Origin of the sequence: Mycobacterium sp. 3519A (assembly GCF_900240945.1) — a bacterium.
In the GTDB taxonomy this organism is placed as follows: domain Bacteria; phylum Actinomycetota; class Actinomycetes; order Mycobacteriales; family Mycobacteriaceae; genus Mycobacterium.
The window spans coordinates 2,274,713-2,295,669 of sequence record NZ_OESG01000014.1; the positions used below are offsets into that span (position 1 = coordinate 2,274,713).

Here is a 20,957-nt window from a genome sequence, read left to right on the forward strand (position 1 = left end):
CGACGGTGGCCGATCAACACCCATGTCCGATCGCTGCGGCAGCCTTGCATGTCCGCGCCGTTGAGCCCATTCGCCGCACCTATTGAGGCCATAGGCTATGTCGATAGGTCTCACCGGACGGTCGAGCAGTGACGCAAGTTTGGATAGAGGAAAGACCAAAGGCACAGGCGAAACGATGGACGAACCTGAACTCGACGATGCGAACGCATCGGACAACAGCGACCGGTACGCGTTCGGAGTCCGGCGGTGGGCGGCGCTGGGCGCGCATCCCCCGCCGGGGATCAAACTGCTGCAGCGGTGGCGCAGCCCGCTGCGCGGACTATGGCTGACATCGGCGTTGGGTTCGGTGCTGCTGATTGCGCTGCCGGTCGTGATCATCACCGGGCTGCTGTCCTACATCGCCTACGGCCCGCAGTTCGGGCAGGCCATTCCCGGCGACGTCGGCTGGCTCAAGTTGCCGACGTTCGACTGGCCCACCACGCCGTCCTGGCTGTACCGACTGACCCAGGGGCTGCACGTCGGGCTGGGGCTGATCATCATCCCGATCGTGCTCGCCAAGCTGTGGTCGGTCATCCCCAAGCTGTTCGTCTGGCCGCCGATGCGCTCGATCGCTCAACTGCTGGAACGGGTTTCGCTGGTGATGCTGGTCGGCGGGATCCTGTTCGAGCTCATCACCGGCGTTCTCAACATTCAGTACGACTACATCTTCGGGTTCAGCTTCTACACCGCTCACTATTACGGCGCGTGGGTGTTCATTGCGGGTTTCGTGGTGCACATCGCGATCAAGATTCCGCGAATGTGGGTCGGGCTGCGGTCCTTGTCATGGCGCGACGTCCTGCGCACCGACGTCGCGCACACCCGGCCCGAGCCCTACGAACCCGACGGCCTGGTGGCCGCCGACCCCGCCCCGGCCACGATGAGCCGACGCGGCGCGCTGGCACTGGTCGGCGGGGGCGCGGTGTTCATGGCGGTCATCACCGCGGGACAGACGTTGGGCGGCTTCACCCGTCGCGCCGCATTGTTGCTGCCCCGCGGGCGGACCCGCGGTGACGGACCCAACGACTTCCAGGTGAACAGGACGGCGCTGCTGGCCGGCATCACCGGAGCGGTCACCGGTGAGCGTTGGCGGCTCACCTTGCGGGGTGGCCCCCACGACGTGGTGTTGGACCGCGCCGCCTTGCTGGCCATGCCTCAGCACACCGCCCGGCTGCCGATCGCGTGCGTGGAGGGTTGGTCGACAACCGAAACGTGGAGCGGTGTGCGGCTGGCGGAGCTGGCAGCGCTGGCCGGGGTGGCCACCCCGGCTTCCGCGCACGTGACGTCGCTCGAACGCTTCGGGGCGTTCAACCGGGCGACCTTGCAGGGTAGTCAGGTGCGGCACCCTGACGCGTTACTTGCATTGCGGGTCAACGGCGTTGAGCTTTCGCCCGACCACGGCTACCCGGCGCGGATCATCGTCCCCGCCCTGCCAGGCGTGCACAACACCAAGTGGGTGTCATCCATCACCTTCCAGGCGGGCGGCGATGCGTAAGGCCATCACATGGTGGCGCACTGTCTACGGTGCCCACCCGCTGCATCTGCTGGTGCTGATCGCCGGATTCGCGTTGGCCGGATACGTGGTCGTCACCATCGGGCCGCAGGCGTTGTGGAACCACCACGTGTGGTGGCAGTCGATCCTGGTGTGGTTCGCCGCGGCGATCATCGCCCACGACCTCGTCCTGTTCCCGATCTACGCGGCCGTCGACCGGGTGCTGTTGTCCGCTCGTCGCCGACGCCGTGCACCGGTGGCACGTAGCCGCGTGCCTGCGCTGAACTACGTGCGGGTGCCGGCCATGGGTGCGGCGCTCACACTGTTGGTGTTTCTCCCTGGCATCATCAAACAAGGTGCCTTCACGTATTGGGCGGCCACCGGTCAGACCCAGGACCCGTTCCTCGGACGCTGGCTACTGCTGACCGCAGTCATATTCGCGCTCAGCGCGATTGCCTACGCCATCCGCGTCACCCTTGCGCGTAACGGGCGTCGGCGTCAGGCGCTTATGGCGGCCATCGGAAAAAGCGATGGCGCGCAGGCGTCCTCGCGCGCCGGACACGGACTTGAATGAAGTTCGGACAATGTCGGGATTTCGCAGGAGGCCAACATGACCGTACGACGGGTGCTGATCACCGGGGCGTCGAAAGGCATCGGAAAAGCGTTGGCGGACAAGCTCGCCGACGACGGTCATGAAATCATCGGGGTCGCCCGCACTGCGCCGGAGAATTTCACGGGGGAGTTCCTCGAAGTCGACCTCGGCGACCGGGCGGCGACCGCGCAAGCACTGAGCACCATCGTGGCTCAACCCGTGGACGCGGTGATCAACAACGTCGGACTGGCTTCGGTGGCCCCCATCGGTTCAGTGGACCTCGACGATCTCTTCCACACCTACGACATGAACGTGCGCACGGCGGTACAGGTTGTGCAGGCCGCACTGCCCGGCATGCTCGCCGCGGGCTGGGGTCGCATCGTCAACATCACCAGCCTGGTCACGTTGGGCATGCCCGAACGCACCGCCTACGGTGCCGCGAAGGCGGCGCTGGAGGCGTGTACCCGGACGTGGGCCGAGGAGTTGGCCCCCACGGGGATCACCGTAAACGCCGTGGCGCCCGGTCCGGTCGAGACCGAGCTGTACCGGCAACGCAGTCCGCAAGGCTCTGAGCGGGAAAGCTCGATGTTGCAACGTATTCCGGTGCGCCGGGTGGGGGACCCCTACGAAATCGCGCACACCATAAGCCATTTACTCGACAACGAGGCCGGATACCTGACCGGCCAGATCATCCGTGTCGACGGCGGCGGCAGCATCGGAGCTTCGTGAACTCGGGCCGCAACAGCCATCACACCTGCGCGGACCGACGCCCCAGTCGCGCGCCGTCTCGGCGTCCAGGATCTGGCGCGTCAACAAAAGTGGCGCGCCCGGATGCTGCCGATGATCTCGGGCCACAACAGGTTCACTCCGTCGCCGGGGACGATCCCGAAGTCGAAGTGGGGGCGATCCTGGAGTGCAGCACCACCGGACCGTTGACCGCGGCGATCATCGGCACCTCGATGTCCAGGATGTTCATCAAGATCTTCTTGCCTTCGCGCCAGATCTTGTCGTAGCCGGTCGGCGTGAAGAAGTCGAACCCGTCGGGCGCGATGGTGTCCATGAACGCGTCGCCGGAGCCAGTGAGAATCACGACGCGGTTGTCGCGGTCCGCACCCACCCGGTGGAAGAGTTCGACGAACTGTTCGTGCGTGCTTCCGTTGAAGACGAGCACGTCGGCGTCATCGCGGGTGAGCCGCGCGTTGGGGAAGGCATCCCGGTATGCCTCAAAGCTGTTACCCATCACGTCCTCTGGTTGGTCGGAGCGTCGTGCCCCAACCTAACGGCGTGCAACGCGTCCATCGACCGTCGCGTTATCGCACTTCGCTATCGCCGCGATAGCCCTTGTCGATGACGCTTCGTCTGCCCAACTGCGCCAAGCGATCCGGCACGTCGTTGTTCGCTGATCTTGCATCCCGGCGACGGCACACCGGGTTGCGGCGACCGCCCCCGGCGCGCGTACGCCGCCGTCAGCCAACCGATGAAAATTTGCCATAACTGCGTAGGGCCGCACAGTTACGACGAAAAGGGCACTTCGACGTGTGCAACAGACGGTAGCCATTGGATGCCGTGGACACCTTTACGTTTTACTCGATGGTGTCACCACGTGACGAAATGAGAATCTTCAGACACGCTCAGCAAAATGTTGCTCGGCTCGTCTATTGTGCGACAATTCGACCCGGACATGCCGATCACTTGATTAGCAAATTCCCAGCATTTAACAATACTTTTGCCAAATATGACTACCGCCGTTTTCAATACTCTGCTTCGATGCATGGTCCAGGTACCCCGGGATCGGCCAATTCACACTGGTGACGACTACTGCGCATCGTCGTCGCGATCGACCCTCAACCGCACGGTCGGCGGGCTGTAGACCACCGTGCGGCCACTACGGCGAGTTTGCTAGTGTCGCATCAAGTGTGTGCTGGCGATGTAGACCGTCCATCCGACGAACGAGACAGGCATCGCGTGGCTGGGAGTCATTTCCCATAACTGGGAAACGACTGATACGTTGACCGGCATGTTTGCGGTGACTTGTCCGAGGGGGCGCGCGCAGGCCTGACGATCACAGGGGGTTATTGTGACTGTCGACGTAGCAGCGGACTTTGCCGAACCGGCGGTTACACCATCGCTGGACCACGTCTCAGAAGGAGGCGTGGCAGCCGGTAGAGGCCTATTGCACGTGCGTGGACTAGGCAGCTATGGGTGGCAAGGACGACAACATTGGTTTTCAGCAGTCGCAATTCCAGACGCGCATCTGCATAGCCTGCGGAGCCGCTGCCGACTTGCCGTCGCCCTCATTTGGCCTCAGGCTTGAGCCACAGAATTTCCCGTTTTCCCGTAAATAGAAACGCAGTCCTGCAAAAATTCGAACCCGGGTCTGCGAAGCCAGACGCTGACGAGAGGTAACTCTGACGTGGATCAACATCCCATTGCTGTCATCGGAATGGCCTGCAGGCTGCCTGGGGGAGTCAATTCCCCCGAGCAGCTGTGGGACGCGCTGATAGGCGGTGCGGACCTGGTCACGGAGATCCCCTCGGACCGGTGGGACGTCGACGAGTTCTACGACCCCGAGCCGGGCGTGCCGGGCCGGTCGCCATGCAAGTGGGGCGGGTTCCTGGACGACGTCTCCGGCTTCGATCCCGACTTCTTCGGTATCAGCGAGCGCGAAGCGACTGCGATGGATCCGCAGCACCGCCTCTTGCTCGAAGCATCGTGGGAGGCGATGGAGCACGCCGGCCTGACGCCGACGGCCATGGCCGGTTCGCTGACAGGCGTGTTCGTCGGTCTGACAGTAAACGACTACGAATTGCTGGCAGCCAACACCGATGTACTGGAAGGGCCGTACGGGGTCACCGGCGCGAACTTCAGCATCGCGTCGGGGCGCATCGCGCACGCGCTCGGACTCCACGGGCCCGCGATCACCGTCGACACCGCGTGCTCGTCGGGTCTGCTCACCGTTCACATGGCCTGCCGCAGCCTGATTGACGGCGAGAGCGACCTCGCCCTCGCGGGCGGCGCCAACGTGATGCTGGATCCGCGCCGGTTCGCCGGTGGCTCCGCGGCGGGCATGCTGTCGCCCACCGGACGCTGCCACGCCTTCGACGTCGCGGCCGACGGGTTCGCGCCCGGTGAGGGTGTCGCCATCGTGCTACTCAAGCGGTTGGCCGACGCGCAGCGGGACGGCGACCGGATCCTCGCGGTGTTGCGCGGCACGGCCGCGAACCAGGACGGCCGCACCGAGACCATCACGACGCCGTCGCGCAACGCGCAGATGGCGGTGTACCGGGCGGCGTTGGCGCGCGCCGACGTCGACCCGAACACGATCGGCATGGTCGAGGCCCACGGCCCAGGAACCCCGATGGGCGATCCCATCGAATACGCGAGCCTGGCAACCCTTTACGGAGTGCAGGGGTCCTGCGCGCTGGGGTCGGTGAAGAGCAACATCGGGCACACGCAGTCCGCCGCCGGCGCGTTCGGGCTGATGAAGGCCGTGCTCGCTGTGCAGCACGGTGTGGTTCCGCAGAACCTGCACTTCAACCGGCTGCCCGACCAGATGGCCGAAATCGACACGAACCTCTTTGTGCCGCAGACGAACACCCCGTGGCCGACAACGGGTCAGCATCCGCGCCGGGCGGCGGTCTCGTCCTACGGCATGTCGGGCACCAACGTGCACGCCATCGTCGAACAGGCACCCGAGACCATGACCACGCACGAGGATGCGCACACCCCGAACGGATCGCTGCTGTTCGCGCTCTCGTCGACATCCGCCGACGAACTGCGCCAGACCTCCGGTCAACTGGCCAACTGGCTCGAATCGCGCGACAGTCACGTGGCGCTGCAGGATTTGGGGTACACGCTGGCGCGCAGGCGCGCGCATCGCCCGGTGCGGACCGCCGTCGTCGCAAGCGATTCCGAGGGATTGATCACCGCGTTGCGGGAGGTCGCCGACGGCGACGCGCCGTACCAGCCCGCCGTTGGCCGCGACGATCGCGGGCCGGTGTGGGTGTTCTCCGGCCAGGGCTCGCAGTGGGCCGCGATGGGCGCCCAACTACTCGCCACCGAACCGGTTTTCGCTGCGGCCGTTGCCGAACTGGAGCCGCTGATCGCAAAGGAAGCTGGCTTCTCGGTGGCCGACGCGATCGCGGCGCCCGAGACGGTGACTGCCATCGACCAGGTCCAGCCGGCCATCTTCACGATGCAGGTCGCGCTGGCCGCGACGATGAAGGCGTACGGGGTGGCGCCCGGTGCGGTGATCGGCCACTCGATGGGTGAGGCCGCTGCGGCGGTGGTGTCAGGCGCGCTGTCGATGGAGGACGGGGTGCGCGTCATCTGCCGCCGCTCGCGGCTGATGTCGAAGATCGCAGGCTCAGGAGCCATGGCGTCGGTCGAACTGCCTGCTCCGCAGGTGATTTCGGAGTTGATGTCTCGCGGCATCAGCGACGTCGTGGTGGCCGTCGTCGCCTCGCCGGAGTCCACGGTGATCGGTGGCGACACCCAGACCGTTCGCGACCTGGTGGCCGAATGGGAGCAGCGCGACGTGATGGCACGCGAAGTGGCCGTCGACGTCGCATCGCACTCGCCGCAGGTCGACCCGATTCTCGACGACCTGACGGATGCGCTCGCCGAGATCAACCCGTTGACCCCGGAGATCCCGTACTACTCGGCCACCTCGTTCGATCCCCGCGAGCATCCGGTGTGCGACGCCTACTACTGGGTGGATAACCTCCGGCACACGGTGCGCTTCGCGGCGGCGATGCAGGCCGCGCTGGAGGACGGCTTCCGTGTGTTCGCCGAACTGTCGCCGCATCCGCTGCTGACCCACGCCGTCGGTCAGAACGGCCGCAGTCTCGGCATTCCGCTGGCCGCGCTCGCTGCCATGCGACGCGAACAGGAACTGCCCAACGGGCTGCTCGACTTCCTGGCCGATCTGCACAACGCAGGCGCCGCAGTCGATTTCTCGGTGCTGTACCCGGCAGGCGAGTTGGTCGACGCGCCGCTGCCGACCTGGACGCGCCGTCCGCTGCTGCTGTCGCGGGATGCGCGCGACTCCCGTGCGCAGGGCCGGTGCACCGTTCCCGCGCATCCGCTGATGGGTGCTCACGTGCGCCTCAACGAGGAGCCCGAACGCCACGTCTGGCAGGCCGAGGTCGGCACCGACGCGCATCCGTGGCTGGGCGATCACCAGATCCACAACGCTGCAGCGCTTCCCGGCGCCGCGTACTGCGAGATGGCGCTGTCCGCGGCGAATGCGGTGTACGGCAACGCTTCCGAGGTTCGCGACATCACGTTCGAGCAGATGCTGCTGCTCGACGAGCAGACCCCGGTCGGCGCCGTCGCCACCCTGGAGGGCCGCGAAGTCGCCAAGTTCGCGGTCGAGTCCACGGATGACGGCGAACACGCGCGCCACGCCAGCGCGGTCCTGCACGCTGTCGACGACGTCGAGGCTCCGGCGTCGCGCGACGTCGTCGACCTGCTCGCGGCTCACCCGTGCCGGGTCGACGGGGAGCAGATCCGGCAGTGGATGGCGAAGCGAGGCCTGGTGTTCGGTCCCGCGTTCGCCGGTCTTGCCGTGGCCTACACCGCCGAGGGCAGTGGCGCGACGGTGCTCGCGGAAGTGGCACTGCCCGCCTCCATTCGCTCCGAACAGGCCGGCTACCTCGTCCACCCGGCGTTGTTGGACGCGTGCTTCCAGTCGGTGGCCGCACATCCGAGCGTCGGCGAAGTCGCCAACGGGGGCATGCTGCTGCCGTTGGGGGTCCGCCACCTCCGCGCCTACGGCCCCGCCAACCGCGCGCGGTACTGCTACGCGCAGGTGACCGAGGCCGGGGCCGCGGGCGTCGAGGCCGACATCGACATCCTGGACGAGGACGGGCACGCGCTGATCACCGTTCGCGGGCTGAAGATGGGCACCGGCGTGTCGCAGGCCAGCGAGCGCGATCGGGTGCTCGGCGAGCGGTTGCTCACCATCGAATGGGAGCAGCGTGAACTGCCGGAGGTGGCCGACGCCCATCCGGGTGCCTGGCTGGTCATCAGCACCTCGGCGACCGCGGAGTCGAATGCGGCGAATCTGGCCGACGCGTTGAAAGCCGCTGGCGCACAGTGCACGTCGATGTCCTGGTCGCAGCGTGCCGACCATCAGCGCAACACCCAACTGCTGCGCGAACACCTCGCCACTGACGGCTTCGACGGTGTGGTCGTGCTGACCGGTCCCAGGAACGGCAGCCTCGACGACGAACTCGCGGTCCGCGGCGGCGAGTACGTGCGTCACGTCGTGCGCATCGTCCGCGAACTGCCGGAGGTGCCCGGTGAACCGCGCCTGTACCTGATCACCAGTGACGCGCAGACCGTCCGCGACGGCGAGCAGGCGAACCTGGAACAGGCGGGGCTGCGCGGTCTGATGCGGGTGCTGGGCACCGAGCATCCGCAACTCCGCGGCACCCAGATCGACATCGACGACCGCACCGGTGGTGAGCAACTCGCACAGCAACTGCTGGCACGGTCCGACGAGGACGAGACCGCGTGGCGCGACGGCCAGTGGTACGTGGCGCGCCTGACCGCTACTCCGCTGCGTGCCGATGAGCGGCAGACCGCAGACGTCGACTACGAGCGTCACGGCGTCCGGCTGCAGATTCGCACCCCTGGTGATCTCGAGTCCATGGAACTCGTTGCCTTCGAGCGGGTTTCGCCCGGACCAGGTCAGATCGAAGTCGCCGTGACCGCGTCGAGCATCAACTTCGCTGACGTCCTCATCGCGTTCGGTCGCTACCCGACCTTCGAGGGCAGGCTGCCGGAGTTGGGTACCGACTTCGCGGGTGTGGTGACAGCGGTGGGGCCAGGTGTGACGGACCACAAGGTCGGTGACCGCGTCGGTGGCCTCTCCGGAAACGGCTGCTGGAGCACCTTCGTCACCTGCGACGCCAATCTCGCCGTCACGTTGCCGCCCGGCCTGACGGAAGGTGAAGCGGCCGCGACGACGACCGCGCACGCCACCGCCTGGTACGGCCTGCACGATCTGGCCAGAATCCGCAGCGGCGATCGCGTGCTGATCCACTCCGCGACGGGCGGGGTTGGGCAGGCGGCCATCGCGATAGCCCGTGCGGTCGGCGCCGAGATCTTCGCCACCGCGGGCAGCGAAGAGCGTCGTCAACTGTTGCGCGACATGGGTATCCAGCATGTCTACGACTCGCGCAGCACGGATTTCGCCGACGAGATTCGCAGGGACACCGACGGCGGCGGCGTGGACATCGTGCTCAACTCGGTAACCGGCGCCGCGCAACGGGCCGGGATTGAGCTACTGGCGCTCGGCGGACGCTTCGTCGAGATCGGCAAGCGCGACATCTACGGCGACAGCAAGCTGGGCCTGTTCCCGTTCCGCCGCAACCTGGCCTTCTTCGGCGTCGACCTGGCGCTGATGTCGGTCAGTCACCCGCAACAGGTGCGCAACCTGCTGAAGAAGGTGTACCGGCTCACCGCGGAAGGCTCGCTTCCCAAGCCGGAAAGCACGCACTATCCGCTCGCCGACGCCGCCACCGCGATCCGGGTGATCGGCGGTGCCCAGCACACCGGCAAGCTGGTGCTCGACATCCCGCGGGTCGGCCAGGCCAGCGTGGTGGTGCCGCCAGAGCAGGCGCAGATCCTGCGCAACGACGGTTCCTACATCATCACCGGTGGGCTCGGCGGGCTTGGTCTGTTCCTCGCGGAGAAGATGGCCGCGGCCGGTGCGGGTCGCATCGTCTTGACGTCACGGTCCCAGCCAAGTGACAAGGCGCTGGAGACAATCGATCTCATCCGGGCGATGGGTGCGGACATCGTCGTCGAGTGTGGCGACATCACCGCGCCCGGTACCGCTAAGCGATTGGTGGCGGCGGCGACCGCGACCGGGCTTCCGTTGCGCGGCGTGCTGCACGCGGCCGCCGTTGTCGAGGACGCAACGCTGCAGAACATCACCGACGAACTGATCGAACGCGACTGGGCGCCGAAGGTCTATGGAGCGTGGCACCTGCACCGGGCGACGGCCTCGCAGCCGCTCGACTGGTTCTGCTCCTTCTCCTCGGCGGCCGCGCTGGTGGGTTCGCCGGGACAGGGTGCGTACGCGGCAGCGAACAGCTGGCTCGATGCGTTCACCAAATGGCGTCGGGCTCAAGGCCTTCCGGGTACAGCAATTGCGTGGGGCGCATGGGCCGAGGTGGGACGTGCCACCGCGGTGGCTGAAGCCGAGGAAACGGCGATCACCCCGGAGGAGGGCGCCTACGCATTCCAGGCGTTGCTGCGCCACGACCGGCCATACACCGGATATGCCCCGCTTTCGGGTTCGCCATGGTTCACCGCGCTCGCCAAACGCAGCCGGTTCGCCGAGCGGCTGCAGGTGGCCAGCCAAAGTTCAACGGACACAAGTAGAGTGCTCGACGAACTGAACTCGATGCCGAAGGAGGAATGGCCAACCCGGCTGCGGCGCTTGGTGTCCGATCAGGTCGGCGTGATACTGCGTCGCTCCATCGACCCGGACCGCCCCCTTTCCGAATACGGGCTCGATTCGCTGGGAAACCTCGAGCTGCGTACTCACATCAAAGCCGAGACGGGAGTCCGCATCACGTCCGCGGACATCACCACCATCCAGGGCTTGGCCTCACTGTTGTGCGAGAAATTGGCGTCTTCCCCCACCGCTCCAGCGCGGTCCTGACGTCGAAATGTCCGGTGGATCCAGGTATTCGAGTGGAGGAGAGGCAATGTTCATAGGAGGCGGATCGGCGGGCGTCGGCCTGGTCACCGGCAGATTAGAGGACTGGGATCCCGGCAGCGGATCCGTCGTGTCGTGGCACGGCTCAGCCGCATCGCGCGAGAAGGCGCGACACGCGCCGGTGAGCCCGGTACCGATCGGGTACATGCAAGCCGGGCACCTGCGTGGCTTCGTCGAGTTCGCCGATCGCGGAGTCGACTACTCGCGGGTGGTGATGGGCTCGTGGGATGTTCCTGGGCGCTGCGACATTCGCACGATGACCTACGTCATCAACGCGCACCTTCGCCGGCACGAGACCTATCGCAGCTGGTTCGAATACGTCGACTACAAGAACATCGTTCGCCACACGATCGCCGATCCGCGCGATATCGAGTTCGTGCCAACCAGACACGGCCAGCTGACCCCGACGCAGTGGCACGAACTGCTGATGTCGACGCCCGATCCGCTGCAGTGGGATTGCTTCAGCTTCGGCGTCATCCAATACGACACGCATTTCGCGTTCTACGTAATCGTCGACCACCTGCACTGCGATCCCGCCCTGATCACCGGGCTGTACGCAGAGATCGTGGCGATGTACCGCGCTCTCGTGGCGGGCGGCGCCCCGGTGCCGCTGCCGCCGACTGGCAGCCACGACGCTTTCTGTGTGCGTGAACGGCAGTACACCGCGAACCTGACCGTCGATTCCCCGCAGGTGAAGAAGTGGATCGAGTTCGCGGAGCGCAACGGCGGCACGCTGCCCGACTTCCCGCTGCCACTCGGTGACCAGTCGATCGCCTGCGGCGGCGACCTGGTCGTCGAGAAGTTCCTCGACCCGGAGCAGACGGAGAAGTTCGAAATACGCTGCGCGGAAGCCGGTGTGCGGTTCAGCGGCGGGTTGTTCGCCTGCGCCGCGATCGCGCACTACGAGCTGACAGGCGCCGACACCTACTACGGGCTCACGCCGATCGACAAGCGCAGTACTCCCGAGGAGTACACGACGATGGGCTGGTTCACCGGGATCGTTCCGATCACGGTGCCGATCGATTCGACCTCCTTCGAGGAGACCGCACGGGCGACGCAGGCCTCCTTCGACGACAACGCCGAACTGGCGCACGTGCCGTTCGATCACGTGCTGGAGCTGGCGCCGTGGCTGCGCAGGTACGGACCGCAGTACACGATGATGAACTACATGGACGCGGGGCTTCCTCCGCTGTCGGCCGTCGTCGCCTCCGCGTTGCGGGATGCGAATGCGACCGCCTACATCGACGGCAGGACACCGGCTTTCCTGTACTCCTCGTTCATCCGGCTCTTCGACGAGGTTTCGCTGATGGTGTCGTTCCCCAACAACCCGGTCGCGCGGGAATCGGTGCTCCGCTATGTCGAGGTGCTGAAGTCCGTGTTCGTCCGCGCCGCCGAGGGCTACGACGTGGTGGCGCCGCTGCGCAACGTCGTCTAGAGACGTAGCGCCACAGGAAAGAGAGAGGGAGCCGATCAAGGGATTGAGGCGCGTCGCGGATGGCCAAGACTGAGATAGCCGGTGGAGAAGGGATTTTCCAGCGGCTAGCGAACGTGGTCGTGCGATGGCCGCTGCTCGTGATCGGGATGTGGATCGCGTTCGCGATCATTCCGCTGGTGACCTTTCCGCCACTGGCAGAGATCACCGCGCGCCAGCAGGTAGCCCAGCTGCCCGACGACGCGCCGGTGATGGTGACCGCCAAGGCGATGACCGACGCGTACCACGAGGCCGGTTCTGACAACATCGTGCTGGTCGTCCTGACCAACGAAAAAGGTTTGGGGCCTGCGGATGAGGCGACGTACCGGACGCTCATCGCCAAGCTTCAGGAGGACAAGGCCGACGTCAAGTCGGTTCAGGATTTCCTGAGCACCCCGCCGCTGCGGGAAGTGTTGCAGAGCAAGGACAACAAGGCCTGGAGCCTGCCAGTCACCCTCGTCGGCTCGATGGGTTCACCCGAGGGCCGCGTCGCGTACTACCACGTCGCCGACATGGTCAAGAAGACGGTTGCAGGCTCGACCCTGACCGCGAACGTCACAGGGCCCGCCGCGACCGTCAGCGACATGGCCGCCGTCGGCGAGCACGATCTGCACTTCATCGAAATGGGGACCGCGTTCCTGGTCCTGCTGATCCTGCTGGTCGTCTACCGCAACGTGATCACGATGTTGTTGCCGTTGATCACGATCGTCATCTCGCTGTGTACGGCGCAGGGTGTGCTGGCCGGTTTGGCCGAGGCGGGGCTGCGCATCTCGCCGCAGACCCTGATTTTGATGAGCGTGGTGATGATCGGCGCGGGAGTCGATTACGCCGTTTTCTTGATCAGTCGCTACCACGACTACGTCCGGCAGGGGGTCGAGTCGAAGGAAGCCGTGGCGCGAGCCATGACCTCCATCGGCAAGGTGATCGCCGCCTCGGCTGCCACGGTGGCGGTGACCTTCCTTGCGATGGTCCTCGCCAAACTCCCGGTGTTCACCACTGTGGGTCCTGCGATCTCGCTGTCCATCGCGATAGGGTTCTGCGCCGCGGTGACGCTGCTGCCCGCGATCATCGTGCTCGCCGGGCCGCGTGGCTGGATCAAGCCCAGACGTGCGCTGACCAATAATTTCTGGCGTCGGTCGGGCATCCGCATCGTGCGTCGTCCGAAACTTCACCTGGCCGTCAGCCTGCTGCTGCTCATCTTCCTGGCCTCCTCCGCGAGCTTCGTCCGCTACAACTACGACGATCGCAAGACGCTGCCCCAGGACGTGGAAAGCGTCATCGGATACAACGCGATGGCCAAGCATTTCCCGCTGGACTCGCTGATGCCGCAGTTCCTGTTCATCCAGTCTCCACACGATCTGCGGTCACCGCAGGCCCTCGCCGACCTCGAGCAGATGGCAAGGCGGGTAAGCCAAGTGCCGGACGTCGGCCTCGTCCGGGGCATCACCCGGCCGACGGGCGAACCGTTCGAACAGGCGAAGGCGACGTATCAAGCCGGTGAGGTGGGGGACAAGCTCAACCAGGGCTCCGAAATGATCGAGCAACACAACGACGACCTCAACACCCTCACCGGCGGTGCCCACACCCTCGCCGACAGCCTCGGGCAGGTCAGAGGTCAGGTGACCTCGGCGATGGCCACCGCCAAGGTCCTGGTCGACGCGCTCACCTCGGTACAGACCGAACTGGGCGGCGGAACGACACTGCAGGACCTCGACAACGCGGCCAAGCTCATCGACGGCATGCGCTCGCTCGGCCAGGCGATCGGGCTGAACTTCGCGAATCTCAAAGACAGCTTCGACTGGGCTCCTCCGGTGCTGACCGCGCTCGACGGCAGCCTCACATGCAACCTCGACCCGTCGTGCCGCAATTCGCGGGAAGAGTTGCGGCGCATCGTCACCGCGATGAACGACGGAACGTTCGACAGGTTCGCCGACCTCGCCCAGGCGTTGCAGTCGACGCAGCAGAGTCAGACGCTCGACTCCACCGTGACGCGTCTGCACGGCGTGCTCGACACCGCCACCCAGGCCGTGCAGAAGATGGGACTGGACCAGCCCGGTGGGCTGCAGAACCGGCTGGCCCAACTGCAACAAGGTGCGGACGCGCTGGCCGACGGCAGCCAGAAGCTGGCAGAAGGTGTCCAGGTCCTCGTCGACCAGACCAGAACGCTGGGTTCAGGTCTGAGCCAGGCTTCAGACTTCCTGCTGGCGATGAAGAACGACGCCCAGGCCCCTTCGATGGCCGGCTTCTACGTGCCGCCGCAACTGTTGACCGAGGACACCTTCAAGAAGGCGGCCGCGTCTTTCGTCTCGGCAGACGGTCATTCGATCCGGTATCTGGTGCAGACCAACCTCGATCCGTTCAGCACGGCCGCGATGGACCAGACCAACGCCATCGAGGCGGCCGCGCGCAGCGCGCAACCCAACACGACGTTGTCGGACGCGAAGATCTCGATGGCGGGCGTCTCGACGATCCTTCGGGACACCCGCGACTACTACCACAACGATTTCCAGTTCTTCATCGTCGCGACCATCATGATCGTGCTGCTCATCATGATCTGTCTGTTGCGTGCCATCGTCGCGCCGTTGTATCTGATCGGGTCGGTGTTGATCTCCTACTTCTCGGCGCTGGGCCTGGGAGTCCTTGTCTTCCAGGAACTTCTGGGACAGGAACTGCACTGGAGCGTGCCAGGGCTGACCTTCATCCTGTTGGTCGCCGTCGGTGCAGACTACAACCTGCTGCTCATCTCCCGGATCCGCGACGAGTCGCCGCACGGCATCCGGATCGGGGTGATCCGCACCGTCGCGTCGACCGGCGGCGTAATCACCTCGGCGGGCCTCATCTTCGCGGCGTCCATGCTGGGCCTGATGTTCGCCAGCATCACGACGATGCTGCAGGCCGGGTTCGTGATAGGCGTTGGCATTCTTCTGGATACGTTCCTGGTGCGCACGGTGACCGTGCCCGCCATGGCGGTCATCGTCGGCAAGGCCAACTGGTGGCCGACCCGGTGGCTGCCCCAGTCGTGGGTCGAGCGGTTGCGTGCCGTGCGCGTCAAGAGACACCGCGGGCACGTCGACGATCCGGTCGTCGACGAGGTCTTCGGTGATCTGTCGGATACACGCAACGGGCATCACATCCTTCGTGCGGACAACCCCGAGGACGAGGACGACATCACCTCGATCGCCTGGTGTGAGGACCATCTCGACGAACCTGACTTCCCCGCCATCGAGTCACTGCAACACGTCGAGGTGCGCCGATGAGGTTTGTCCTTGCCGTCCACGGCACCAGAGGCGATGTCGAGCCGTGCGCGGCGGTTGGTCTGCAACTGCAACGTCGCGGTCACGACGTACAGATGGCCGTCGCGCCGAACATGGTGGACTTCGTCACCTCGGCGGGTCTGGCCGCCGTCCCGTACGGGCCGGACTCACAGGAGCAGCTCGGGGCGGCGTCGGACTTCATCCGCAACGTCGCGAGGATCCAGCATCCGCGCAACATCGTGCGCGCCATCACCGACATCTACGCGCAGGGTTGGGCGGAGATGGGCGCCACGTTGACCGCTCTCGCCGAGGGCGCCGACCTACTGTTCACCGGACACACCTATCAGGGTGTCGCGTCGAATGTCGCTGAATACCATGGCATTCCGCTGGCCGCGCTGCACTACTTCCCGGTGCGGGTCAACGGCCAACTCGGTGTCGCATCGCTGCCGGCGTTGCCGCCGCTCACCCGGTCGATGATGAAGGCGTCGTGGTGGCTGTACTGGCAGATCACCAGGGGCGCCGAAGATGCGCAGCGGCGCGCACTCGGCCTGCCGCGGACTGCGGCCCCGTCGGCAGAGCGGATGGCAGCCCAGGGTGCGCTCGAGATCCAGGCCTACGACGAGGTGTGCTTCCCCGGCCTCGCCGCGGAGTGGGGGCAGCGGCGGCCGTTCGTCGGTGCGCTGACGATGCAGTTGGCCACCGCTGCCGACGACGACGTGGCGTCCTGGTGCGCGGCAGGCACCGCGCCGATCTATTTCAGCTTCGGCAGCACGCCGGTCCTTTCACCTGCGGAAACCGTCGCCATGATCGGCGCGGCATGCGCGGAACTGGGCGAACGTGCGCTGATCTATTGCGGCGCAGGCGACTTCGATGGCATCCAGGCGCCCGAGCATGTCAAGCTCGTGGGACCGGTGAACTATGCGACCATCTTCCCGCTGTGCCGGGCGGTCGTGCACCACGGCGGCGCAGGCACCACTGCCGCGGGCTTGCGGGCGGGTAAGCCGACAGTGATCCTGTGGGACGTCGCCGACCAGCCCATCTGGGCCGCTGCTGTCAAACGTCTGAAAGTGGGTGCCGCGCGGCGGTTTTCCAGCTCGAACCGGCGCACACTCGTCGCCGACCTGCGCACCGTCCTCGAACCGGGATACCAGCGACGGGCGGACGAGATCGCACGCCGGATGTCAAGACCAGACACTGCCATCGGAATGGCCGCCGATCTCCTCGAGAAGGCGGCACAGCCCACCGGCACAACACAATCAGCGACGACGAGGTAGCGGGGCCGGCATGTGGGGCTTTGTATTGGCGCTGGCGATGATCGCGGCGTTGGACCCGATGCGTCTCGGCATCGCCTTCGTCCTGATATCGCAGCGACGGCCGATGCGTTGCCTGTCGGCGTACTGGCTCGGCGCCATCACGTCGGGACTCGTCACCGCCGTCGTCCTGCTGACCGTGTTGCGGAAGCTGACCCCGGTGCTCGCCGACCATGTCGCCGCCATCACGACGAGTTCCACGGCGGGTTACGTCCAGATCGCCCTTGGCCTTCTCGCGTTGCCGCTCGCCGTCTGCGTCGCAAGGGGTGTCTTCCCGCGACAGCGATCGATGGCGATGGCAGGCGCCCCCGGCAGTCCGCTGGGCGGACCGCCCACTCCGCCTGCCGTCGCGCGACTGACCTCGCTGGCCGACAACGGCGGGTCGGATCGAGCGTTCTGGATGGCGTTCGTGGCAGGCACCGTGACCGCGACGCCGCCCATCGAGTACCTCGTGGTGCTCGTCGCCATCCTCGGTTCAGGAGCGGAGATCGGCATACAGGTCGGTGCGGCGCTGATCTTCGTCGTTGTCGCGTTGGCGGCCATCGAGATTCCGCTTGTCAGTTGCCTTGCGACACCCGCGAGAAGCCAGATGCTGATGCTTTCCCTGCACGACTGGGTGCGTGCGCGTGCCAGGCCCATCTTCGCGGTCATCTTCGCGGTGGGAGGCCTCCTGCTGGTGGCAGCCGGTCTTGGCAATGCATGAGCCTTCGAGCGTCGACGTGATCGACAAGACGCGTCCGGTGGTCGCCTACCTGGGCTGGCACGGAAGAGGGAACCTCGGCGACGACGCGATCTACGACGCGGTCAGGGCGCAACTGCCCGACGCGAGGTTCGTGGATTTCCCGATGTTTCCCCACGAGCGAATCCGAGCGGCCGCAACGGGTCTGAGCCAGTCGCTGCGCTGCAGCACCCAGATTCTGGGTGGCGGAACACTGGTCGGGCGGCGCGACTGGAGACGGTGGGTCAACCGCGGTATGGCGCTGACCAGGAAGAACGGCAGCTGTGCCATTGGTGTCGGCGTCGAGGACCCCGTCTTCGTCGGGCGGCGAAGCGGTTCGGACAACGGCGAGCTGAAGCGCTGGGCGCCAATACTTTCCGAGTTTCACTCGGTGTCGGTGCGCGGGCCGAGAAGCGCCGAACTGCTGTCGGACGTGGGACTGACGGTAAAGGTGTCCGGCGACCCGGCGTTGCTGCTCCCGCCGCCGTCGGTGGACCCCGAAGACGGCCTGATAGGGGTCAACCTCGGGTTCGGTGACGATCTCTGGGGGCACGATCCGCAGCAGGTGGTCGACGAGGTGGCGGCCGCGGTGCGGCAGCTCGCCTCTGGGGGCCATCGGTTCGTCGGCATCCTGATGAACTCCTCGGACCGGAAATGGACCGAGGCCGTCCTCACCGGCGTCACCGCCGACATCGTCGCGCCCCCCGACGCGACGGCCGCCGCGCGCGAACTCGGCCGCTGCTCGGTCGCGATCGTCAGCAGGTTGCACGCCGGAATCCTGGCATCGCTCTCCGGCACACCTGTGCTGTCGCTGGAATACCAACCGAAGTGCCGGGACTTCGCGCTGTCCATCGACGACGAACGCTCACTGCTGCGCACCGACAATCTGCGCAGTGGCGCGGTCGTCGAGGCGGTGGAGGACGCGCTGGCGAACTCGTCGAGCATCAGGGCCGACAAACTTGCCGCAGTCAACCGGTTGCGGTGCCGCCTTCAACACGAATATTCCGCTGTGAGAACGCGATTAAGTATGCGTGATAGATGATGAGAGGGGTTGGCGCGTGAGGAGATTGGCTCGAACAACTACGGCGGCCGTGTTCGCGTTGGTCGCCGTCGTGTTGATGATGGTGACGTCGACGATGACGTCGATCATCACCGCCACTGCGATCGCCGCCACCACCGCGCTGATCATGGGTGGCACGGGTAGTCCGTTGTCACCCGACAAGGACACGCTCTCCTACGTCAAGAAGTACCTGGGCATGGCCGTCGACAACTACATCGCTCCTTCGGGTGTCGCGACACCGCCGCCGGGCGAGTCGTACAACCCGGTCGCGGTCATCACCCCGGAAGAGTGGGCGCCCCAACACGGCACGCTGTCGCTCGACCAGTCCATCGCCATCGGCACGGCGAACCTCGACAACTGCATCAAGGGCGGCGCCGACTGCGAGTACAACCCCGACGTCGGATCCGCCGCACCCGCACCCGGCGACAACTTCGTGGTCTTCGGCTACTCGCAGAGCGCCACCATCGCGACACTCGAAAAGCGTGCCCTGGCAGCGCAATACCCGAACGGTGGCGGCCCCGACGTCTCCTTCGTGCTGATCGGAAACGGCAACCGGCCCAACGGCGGCTTCCTGGCCCGCGGCCCCGAGGGCTTCACCATGCCTGCGGGTTTGATCTTCGGCGGTGCCACTTTCAACGGGTCGACGCCGACGACCACCCAGTACCAGACCGTCGACATCGCCGAGCAGTACGACGTCTGGGCGGACGTACCGGTCAACCCCCTCAACCTGTTCGCCGTGGCCAACTGGTACTCGAGCTACGTGCATTACAACTATGCCAACACCAGCCTCAGCGACCCGCAGGTCATCGACCAAGGACAGTACGGCGACACCCACTACTACATGATTCCGCAGCCGATCCTTCCGCTGCTGTCGTCGGTGCAAGCGCTTCCCGTCGTCGGAACCACGTTGGCAGATGCGCTCGATGCGCCGCTGCGGGTGCTCGTCGAGGCGGGCTACAACCGGACCGTCAGCCCCGGCCAACCGGTTCCGTTCAATCCGCTCTACATGCCCAACCCCGTCAAGCTGACGGCCGACTTCCTCGTCGCCATCCCGACCGGACTGGACAACGCGTTCGAGGACACCATCGGCATCCGCCCCTTCGGCACGGTGCGACCGGGGCCGTACGGTGTTGGCGGTCCCGCCGTCACCGAAACCGACGCTCCTGACACCTCAGCCGCCACGGACAACACAGCGACAACCGAGACCGCCGAGAAGACCGAGAAGACCGCCGTGCAGACGACTCTGAAAACGGCCGACAAGACGACCGAGAAAAAGACCGAGAAAACGACCGAGAAGGCGGCCGCGTTGAAAGCCACGACCACCGAGTCGACGAGTGAGAAGACCTCGGCCGGATCGCCTGTGGACGCCGAGAAGCCCGGTACAGCTGCGCCCGAGACCGATTCGGACAAGTCCGGCACCACAAAAACCGACCAGAAGCCGGCCGCCGAGAAGCCCGCCACCGAGAAGCCCGCCACCGAGAAGCCCGCCAAGGACGGCGACGGCAAGCACCAACCCCGGCACGCGCGCTCCGACGAGTCCGGCAAGGCGTCCACCGGCAAAACCGACAACGCGAAGAAGGCAGGGCCGCGTCATGCTCGCTAACGTGCTCAACCGTCAGATGAAATGGGTGTCCCGCGGCGGTTCGATCACCGACCTACCCCGCCGCTTCCCGCGTGCGCCCCACAAGGACCGGATCGAGGCGCTGGCCGCCGCCAACCACGACAGGCTCGGGCCGCAGAAGTTGGCCAGCGAATACGACCTTCCCGGTATGAAATTCACGGTGCGTGACGTGAGTTCGCCTCCGATGCAGGGTGACCTGTACGCGTGGCTGGTGGCGCAGCGCCGACCCACGACGATCGTCGAGTTCGGTTCCGGGTTCGGGGTGTCCGGCATGTACTTCACCGCGGGCCTCGAAGAAGTCCGGTGGGGCCACCTGTACAGCTTCGAGATCAACGACGAGTGGGCGCAAGTCGCCGAAGGCGCCATCTCGGAGGTCTCCGACCGGTTCACGTTGACCCGCGGCGCTTTCGAGGACCATGTGGGCGATGTCCCTGGACAGATCGACATGGCCCTTGTCGACGGCATCCACACCTACGACTTCGTGATGAAGCAGTGGCAGATCCTGCAGCCGCGGATGTCGCCGGGCGGGTTGGTGTTGTTCGACGACATCAGCTACGGGCAGGGCATGCGCGAAGCCTGGTTGGAGATCGCGCGCTCACCACAGGTGGCCGGAGCCGTCGAGTTCCAGAACCGACTCGGCCTGGCCGAGTGCCGCTAGCGGGGCAA

General features: G+C 65.9%; 12 protein-coding genes. 11 read left to right on the forward strand and 1 reads right to left on the reverse strand.

Annotated features, from left to right (window positions below; all coding sequences use genetic code 11):
- Window positions 1-175: 175 nt before the first annotated feature.
- Genes C1A30_RS32295 through C1A30_RS32305 form a run of 3 tightly spaced genes read left to right on the forward strand, consistent with a single transcriptional unit; the run spans window position 176 to window position 2,849 of the window.
- Window positions 176-1,531, forward strand: a complete 1,356-nt coding sequence (locus C1A30_RS32295; protein WP_101952260.1) for a molybdopterin-dependent oxidoreductase — start codon at window positions 176-178, stop codon at window positions 1,529-1,531.
- Window positions 1,524-2,102, forward strand: a complete 579-nt coding sequence (locus tag C1A30_RS32300; RefSeq protein ID WP_235010299.1) for a hypothetical protein — start codon at window positions 1,524-1,526, stop codon at window positions 2,100-2,102. The genes C1A30_RS32295 and C1A30_RS32300 overlap by 8 nt, the downstream gene beginning before the upstream one ends.
- Window positions 2,103-2,138: 36 nt before the next feature.
- On the forward strand, window positions 2,139-2,849 hold the full coding sequence (locus C1A30_RS32305; RefSeq protein WP_101952261.1) for an SDR family oxidoreductase: 711 nt from the start codon (window positions 2,139-2,141) through the stop codon (window positions 2,847-2,849).
- 133 nt (window positions 2,850-2,982) lie between these two features.
- Here the strand turns inward: C1A30_RS32305 and C1A30_RS35885 are convergent, their stop codons facing one another.
- Window positions 2,983-3,360, reverse strand: coding sequence for an enoyl-CoA hydratase/isomerase family protein (locus tag C1A30_RS35885; protein ID WP_200828486.1), 378 nt, complete (start codon window positions 3,358-3,360; stop codon window positions 2,983-2,985).
- 1,173 nt (window positions 3,361-4,533) lie between these two features.
- Here C1A30_RS35885 and pks2 point away from each other — a divergent pair.
- Genes pks2 through C1A30_RS32350 form a run of 8 tightly spaced genes read left to right on the forward strand, consistent with a single transcriptional unit; the run spans window position 4,534 to window position 20,949 of the window.
- A complete protein-coding gene (gene pks2, locus C1A30_RS32315) occupies window positions 4,534-10,800 on the forward strand; it encodes a sulfolipid-1 biosynthesis phthioceranic/hydroxyphthioceranic acid synthase (RefSeq protein ID WP_369974196.1) in 6,267 nt (2,088 codons plus the stop codon).
- A gap of 46 nt (window positions 10,801-10,846) precedes the next feature.
- Window positions 10,847-12,292 (forward strand): condensation domain-containing protein, encoded by a 1,446-nt coding sequence (locus C1A30_RS32320; RefSeq protein ID WP_101952263.1) that lies wholly within the window; start codon window positions 10,847-10,849, stop codon window positions 12,290-12,292.
- 59 nt (window positions 12,293-12,351) lie between these two features.
- Entirely contained in the window at window positions 12,352-15,585 is a 3,234-nt protein-coding gene (locus tag C1A30_RS32325; protein WP_101952264.1) for an RND family transporter, read from the forward strand.
- Window positions 15,582-16,856, forward strand: a complete 1,275-nt coding sequence (locus C1A30_RS32330; protein WP_101952265.1) for a glycosyltransferase — start codon at window positions 15,582-15,584, stop codon at window positions 16,854-16,856. Before C1A30_RS32325 ends, C1A30_RS32330 begins: the two co-directional genes overlap by 4 nt.
- A gap of 10 nt (window positions 16,857-16,866) precedes the next feature.
- Window positions 16,867-17,595 carry a GAP family protein gene (locus C1A30_RS32335; protein WP_101952266.1) on the forward strand — a complete coding sequence of 243 codons (729 nt, stop codon included), beginning with the start codon at window positions 16,867-16,869 and terminating at the stop codon, window positions 17,593-17,595.
- Window positions 17,588-18,652 (forward strand): polysaccharide pyruvyl transferase family protein, encoded by a 1,065-nt coding sequence (locus C1A30_RS32340; protein WP_101952267.1) that lies wholly within the window; start codon window positions 17,588-17,590, stop codon window positions 18,650-18,652. The genes C1A30_RS32335 and C1A30_RS32340 overlap by 8 nt, the downstream gene beginning before the upstream one ends.
- A gap of 16 nt (window positions 18,653-18,668) precedes the next feature.
- On the forward strand, window positions 18,669-20,273 hold the full coding sequence (locus tag C1A30_RS32345; RefSeq protein WP_142392695.1) for a PE-PPE domain-containing protein: 1,605 nt from the start codon (window positions 18,669-18,671) through the stop codon (window positions 20,271-20,273).
- 1 nt (window position 20,274) lies between these two features.
- The gene (locus tag C1A30_RS32350; protein WP_101953048.1) at window positions 20,275-20,949 is read left to right on the forward strand and encodes an O-methyltransferase; all 675 of its coding nucleotides are present in this window, start codon (window positions 20,275-20,277) and stop codon (window positions 20,947-20,949) included.
- Window positions 20,950-20,957 lie beyond the last annotated feature (8 nt).